The sequence below is a fragment of the Candidatus Thermoplasmatota archaeon genome (genome assembly GCA_035540375.1).
Lineage (GTDB): Archaea > Thermoplasmatota > SW-10-69-26 > JACQPN01 > JAJPHT01 > DATLGO01.
The window spans coordinates 1-5,115 of the sequence record DATLGO010000016.1 but is presented as its reverse complement, the minus strand read 5'-3'; the positions used below and the strand labels follow the sequence as shown (position 1 = coordinate 5,115).

Sequence of the window (5,115 nt, the reverse complement as noted above, 5' to 3'; positions counted from 1 at the left end):
GAAGCGCCCGCCGCGCCGGCGGGGGCCGGCGCGGCGGGCGCTTCCGTGCCCTTGACGTCGACCTCGTCGGGGAGGCGGGCGTCGGGGCCCATGATGCGCACGGACACGCCGATCGTGCCGAGCTTCTTCTTCGCGACGGCGTAGCCGCGCGACATGTTCACGATGGCCGTCTCGCCCGTGAACTTGATCCGGCCTTCCTTGAACTTCTCGCGGCGGCTGCGGCCGCCCGTGAGCTTGCCCGCGATGATCACGAGGCAGCCGCGGGCGCCCGAGTCCATGATGCGCCGGAGCGTCGAGTGGCCCGCGCGGCGGAAGTGCCAGCCGCGCTCGAGGGCCTCCGCGAGCTTCTGCGCCATGATCTGGGCGTTGAGCGAGGGGTTCGTGTCCTCCTGCACCTCGATCTGGGGGTTGTCCAGGCCGAAGCGGGTCGTGAGGTCGTCCGTGAGCTTCTTGATCGTCGCGCCGCGGCGGCCGATCACGAAGCCCGGCCGCTCCGCGACGAGGTTGATCCGCGTACCCATCGGGGTGCGCTGGATCTCCGCGCCGCCGAAGCCCGCGCGCTCGGTCTCCTTGTGGAGGAACTCGCGGACCATGACGCGCCGCTTGTGCTCCTTGATGAGTTTGCGCTCGACGGCCATCTTACTCCTCCTTCTTCTTCGACGTCTTCTTCGCCTTCTTGGCGCGGGCGCGTTCGCCGGCGCGGCGGGCCTTGCTCGCCTTCTCCTTCTCGCCCTTCGCGCCCTTCGTGGGCTTCGCGGGCTTCTCGGGCGCGGGCGCGGCGGCCTTCGCCTCGCCTTCCTCGCGCTCCTCGAGGACGATCTCGAGGTGCGTCGTGTGCGTGTCCCAGGCCGTGGCGCGGCCCTGGGCGCGGGGCATGAAGCCGCGGATCGGGGAGGCGCGGCTCGCCGCCGCGTGGCGGACGAACATGCGCGTCGGATCCAGGCCCTTGTACTCCGCGTTCGATTCCGCGTCCTTCAGCACCTTGAGGGCCGCCGCGGCGACCTTCACGGGGAACCGGCCGGGGCCGACGCCCTTCTGGTGCTTGATGTTGCGCTGGACCTTGCGGAACGGCACGGCGCGCTTGAGCGCGACGACGTCCTCGAGGAACAGCTTCGCGCCCTTGACCGAGCGGCCGCGGATCGCGCGGCAGACCTCGATCGCGAACTTGGGCTTGACCGGGAGGTCCTTGCCGACGGCGCGGGAGGTGATCTCCGGGTCGACGTTCTGAGCAGCGTATCGGTACATCGGAGACACCTCACTTGAGCGGCATGAACTTGGACGACCGCGTGGCGCCGACGCCCGGGCCCGTGTGCTTCACGGCCTTGCGGGTGAGCGCGAACTCGCCCAGCTTGTGGCCGACCATCTCCATCGTGATGTCGACGCGCTTGAACTCCTTCCCGTCGTGCACGCCGATCGTCTTGCCGACGAGGGCGGGCAGGATCGGGAACTCGCGCAGGTGCGTCTTCACCATCTCGCCCGGGCCGGCTTCCTTGACGTTCGCGAGGAACGTCTCGCCGTCCGTGCCGAGGCCGCGCTTGATCATGCGGCGCACGCGCGAGGGCACGATCGCGAGGACCTCTTCGGGTCCGAGCGTCGCGAGTTCCTCGGCCGAGTAGCCGCGGTACGAGACCTCCTTCTGCCGGCCCTGGACGAGCGCGGCCTTCTTCTTGCGGGCGCGTCGGGGCGTGCGGACGATGCCGCCGGCCGGGGCCTCGGGCTTCTTGGGAGTGTTGGGATCCGCCATGTTCTATCACCCCTTCTTGAGACCGGTGCGCTTGGCCGCGATGTGGCCGACGTTGCGGCCGGGCGGGGTTCCGCGCTTGACGGTCGTGGGCTTGCCTTCCTTCCTGTGGGCGTTGCCGCCGCCGTGGGGGTGGTCCACGGGGTTCTTCGCGATGCCGCGGACGCGGGGCCACAGGGTCGCCTTGGCGCGGACCTTGTGGTACGCCTTCCCGGCCTTCGCGATCGGCTTGTCGCCGCGGCCGCCGCCGGCGACGACGCCGATCGTGGCCCGGCAGTTCGGGTTGAAGTTCTTGAACGTGCCCGACGGCAGGCGCACGACGACGATGTCGGCCGTGCGGCCGACGACGGCGCCGGCCGTGCCGGCCGCGCGGATGAACTTCCCGCCGTCGCCCGGGGCGGCCTCGATCATGTAGACCGGGGTACCCTCGGGGATGCGCTTGAGCGCGACGACGTTGCCCGGCGTGATCTCGTCGGAGCCGATCTTGATCGTCTGGCCGACGTGCACGCCCTCGTTCGCGAGCAGGTGGTGCTTCGCGCCCGTGGGCAGGTTCATGACCGCGATCGGGGCCGTGTGGCCGGGGTCATGGATGATGTCCTCGACCTTCGCCTCGATCGTCTCGCGCACGAGCGGGAGCTTGACCGGCCCCTTGTGCTGGTGCGAGGGCGACGTGTGGGGCGGCTTGCCCGCGCCGCGCCGCTGCGTGATGAGTCGCTTTCCCATGATATCAACCTCAGAAGACTCCGATGCGCATGCCGATGTCCTCGGCGCGCGTCTCGGGCTTGAACCGCACGACGGCGCGCTTGAGCCCGTCCGTCCCGATGCGGGTGTTCACACTCTCGACCTTCGCCTGGAAGAGCGTCTCCATCGCGGACTTCACGTCGCGCTTCGACGCGTCGCGGCGGACGACGAACTCGAGCTTGTTCTCGCGCTCCATGAGACCCATCGTCTTTTCGGTGACGTAGGGGTGGAGGATCACGTCGTAGGCGCTCTTCATCCGATCGCCTCCAGGGCCGCGAGGGCCTTCTTCGTGAAGACCGTGAGACGGCCGGGGTCGCCGCCGGGCGCGACGCGCTCGACGTTCAGCTCGCGGGGCGTCGTGACCTCGACGCCGCGCAGGTTCTTCGCGGCGGCCGCGACCGGCGCCGCGAGGTCGTCCACGACGAGGAGGACGCTCGAGGGCGTGCGCATGCGGCGGCCGCGCAGCTTGCCCTTGCCGGGGCGCTGCTTGTGGCCGTCGAGCGCGCGCGCGATGTCGTCGCCGAGGCCCACGGCCTCGAAGAGGGCGACGACGTCCTTCGTCTTGCCGAGGGCGGTGACCTCGTCGGCGAGGACGACGGGGAGCGCGAGGCCCTCCTTGAAGCGGTGGCCGCGCCCGCGGACGATCTCCGCGTTCGCCGTCGCCGCGAGGGCGCTCTTGAGCGCGAGGGCGCGCTCCTTCTTGTTGACCTTCTCGGCCCAGATGCGCTCGACCTTGGGCGGGTGGGCGCGGCGACCGCCGACGACGGCGGGCGACAGCACCGCGGTGTTGCCCTGCGAGAGACGCGGGACACGCGAGATGCCCGACCCCGAGCGGACCGAGTACTCCGAGTGGCGCTTGCCGGCCATCGTGTCCGAGCCGTAGGGCTGGCGGCGGTTCGCCTGGAAGGCGTTGACCGACTTCCGGATGAGGTCCGGGCGGTAGTCCGTCGAGAAGACGGCGGGGAGCGTGGCTTCGCCGGCCGCCTTGCCGTCCTTCGCGTAGATGTTGACCTTCGACATTCGCTTCACGCTCCCTGCTTCGAGGCCGTGCTGATGTACGTCAGCTCGGGCGCGTCGGCCTTGATGCCGCGCGTGTACCGGGTCGCGTCGCGCAGGCGGATGAGCCGCTTCGCGGGACCGGGGATCGAGCCGTGGAGAATCAGGTACTTGTTGCGCACGAGGCCGTAGCCGAGGAACCCGCCCGCGGGCGTGATCTCGGCGCCGTTCTCGCCGATCTTGAGGACGCGCTTGTTGTACTCCGTGCGCTGGTGGTAGCCCGTCTGGCCGGGCATGGGCACCGTGCTGCGGATGAAGCGCGGCTGGAAGGGACCGAGCGGCGACGTGTCGCGGCGGTTCTTCGAGTCCTTGTGACCCTGCAGGCGGACGCCCCAGCGCACGATCGAGCCCTGGTAGCCGAAGCCCTTCGTGACGGCCGCGACGTCGATCATCTCGCCCGTCTTCGTCCACTCCGAGACGTCGAGCTCCTGGCCGAGCTTCTCCTGCGCGAACTTGAGGCGGTCGGCGATCGAGCCGCCCGCGACGCGCAGCTCCATGACGTCCGGGAGCTTCTTCGGGATGCCCGACACGAGCGTCGGCTGCGTGTAGGCGAGGAGGCGCACGTCGTCCACCTTCGCGGCGTCGACGTTCCACGCGTCCGCGGTCTTCGGGACCGGGAGGCGGCGCTTGAGGTTCTTGTCCGCGTTCTCCGCCCAGATCTCGCCTACGGTCTTGAGGCCGTAGGCCGTCTCGCGGTACAGGCGGACCGCGGCGACCTTCATCGTCGGCACCTCGATGACCGTCACGGGCACCTGGACCTCCTGGCCCGAGGTGATCGACTTGGGACGGTAGTCCGTGAGGATCACGTGCGTCATGCCCGCCTTGTAGCCGGCGAAGCCCTGGATGCGAGGCTTGTCGCCCTTGGACTCCGGCCAGCTCGAGAACCGCGGCACCTCGCTCGCCGCGCGCACGCGGGGCGAGTAGCCGTGGGAGCCTTTCTTGGATCGGTGGGGTTGGCCCATGCTGTTTCCTCCATCGCGGTAGTCCCACGACCGAGTCGTCTCGGGGGTGGAACACGGACGGTGTGAGCCGTTCCATGCAGGCGGTCGTCGTCTCCGAGGAGACCACGACCTTCGTCCAGCCGTGACGCTTGATTCGCGCCGAGAACACGACGGCCCGAAGGACGTCGCGCGAGCGCGAGCGCGGGGATGCGCGCGGCAGAGCCCCTTGCGTCTGGTGTGGACTACGCGGGTGGTGCCGCGGCTATACGCGCACCCCTATATAACGCTTCACAAGGCTGGGGGTGGGGGCACGCCGGGCGCCTCCATACTCTAGAGGGCGCCGGCGACGGGCATCGGGATCGGGCGTCGGGTGTCGGGCGCCGGGACCGGGACCGGGTGCCGGGTGTCGGGTGTCGGGCGCCGGGACCGGGCGCCGGGACCGGGACCGGGTGCCGGGTGCCGGGCGCCGGGACCGGGCGCCGGGCGCCGGGACCGGGACCGGGACCGGGTGCCGGGCGCCGGGGTTCGGGACCGGGTGCCGGGTGTCGGGCGTCGGGACCGGGCGCCGGGTCCGGGACCGGGCGCCCGGTCCCGACGCCCGATCCCGATGCCCGTCGCCGGCGCCCTCTAGAGTAT

At 70.7% G+C, this 5,115-nt stretch carries 6 protein-coding genes and 1 pseudogene; all 7 read right to left on the bottom strand.

Annotation, left to right across the window (positions count from 1 at the left end; translation table 11 throughout):
* On the bottom strand, positions 1–638 hold a 638-nt coding region (locus VM889_01910), incomplete at its 3' end, for a 30S ribosomal protein S3 (GenBank protein ID HVL47291.1).
* Between the two features lie 166 nt (positions 639–804).
* A pseudogene (locus VM889_01905) lies at positions 805–1,245 on the bottom strand (50S ribosomal protein L22).
* A 10-nt stretch (positions 1,246–1,255) separates the two neighbouring features.
* On the bottom strand, positions 1,256–1,744 hold the full coding sequence (locus VM889_01900) for a 30S ribosomal protein S19 (GenBank protein HVL47290.1): 489 nt from the start codon (positions 1,742–1,744) through the stop codon (positions 1,256–1,258).
* 6 nt (positions 1,745–1,750) lie between these two features.
* Complete coding sequence (locus tag VM889_01895) at positions 1,751–2,464, bottom strand: 50S ribosomal protein L2 (GenBank protein ID HVL47289.1); 714 nt, start codon at positions 2,462–2,464, stop codon at positions 1,751–1,753.
* 10 nt (positions 2,465–2,474) lie between these two features.
* The gene (locus tag VM889_01890; protein HVL47288.1) at positions 2,475–2,738 is read right to left on the bottom strand and encodes a 50S ribosomal protein L23; all 264 of its coding nucleotides are present in this window, start codon (positions 2,736–2,738) and stop codon (positions 2,475–2,477) included.
* Entirely contained in the window at positions 2,735–3,502 is a 768-nt protein-coding gene (rpl4p, locus tag VM889_01885; GenBank protein ID HVL47287.1) for a 50S ribosomal protein L4, read from the bottom strand. The genes VM889_01890 and rpl4p overlap by 4 nt, the downstream gene beginning before the upstream one ends.
* Before the next feature lie 5 nt (positions 3,503–3,507).
* Positions 3,508–4,500, bottom strand: a complete 993-nt coding sequence (locus VM889_01880; GenBank protein HVL47286.1) for a 50S ribosomal protein L3 — start codon at positions 4,498–4,500, stop codon at positions 3,508–3,510.
* Between the last annotated feature and the right edge of the window lie 615 nt (positions 4,501–5,115).

What these genes read in the sequence shown, in the direction of transcription:
- VM889_01895 (HVL47289.1), bottom strand. Translation starts at nt 2,464, where the DNA reads ATGGGAAAGCGACTCATCACGCAGCGGCGCGGCGCGGGCAAGCCGCCC.
- rpl4p (HVL47287.1), bottom strand. Translation starts at nt 3,502, where the DNA reads ATGTCGAAGGTCAACATCTACGCGAAGGACGGCAAGGCGGCCGGCGAA.
- VM889_01900 (HVL47290.1), bottom strand. Translation starts at nt 1,744, where the DNA reads ATGGCGGATCCCAACACTCCCAAGAAGCCCGAGGCCCCGGCCGGCGGC.
- VM889_01890 (HVL47288.1), bottom strand. Translation starts at nt 2,738, where the DNA reads ATGAAGAGCGCCTACGACGTGATCCTCCACCCCTACGTCACCGAAAAG.
- VM889_01880 (HVL47286.1), bottom strand. Translation starts at nt 4,500, where the DNA reads ATGGGCCAACCCCACCGATCCAAGAAAGGCTCCCACGGCTACTCGCCC.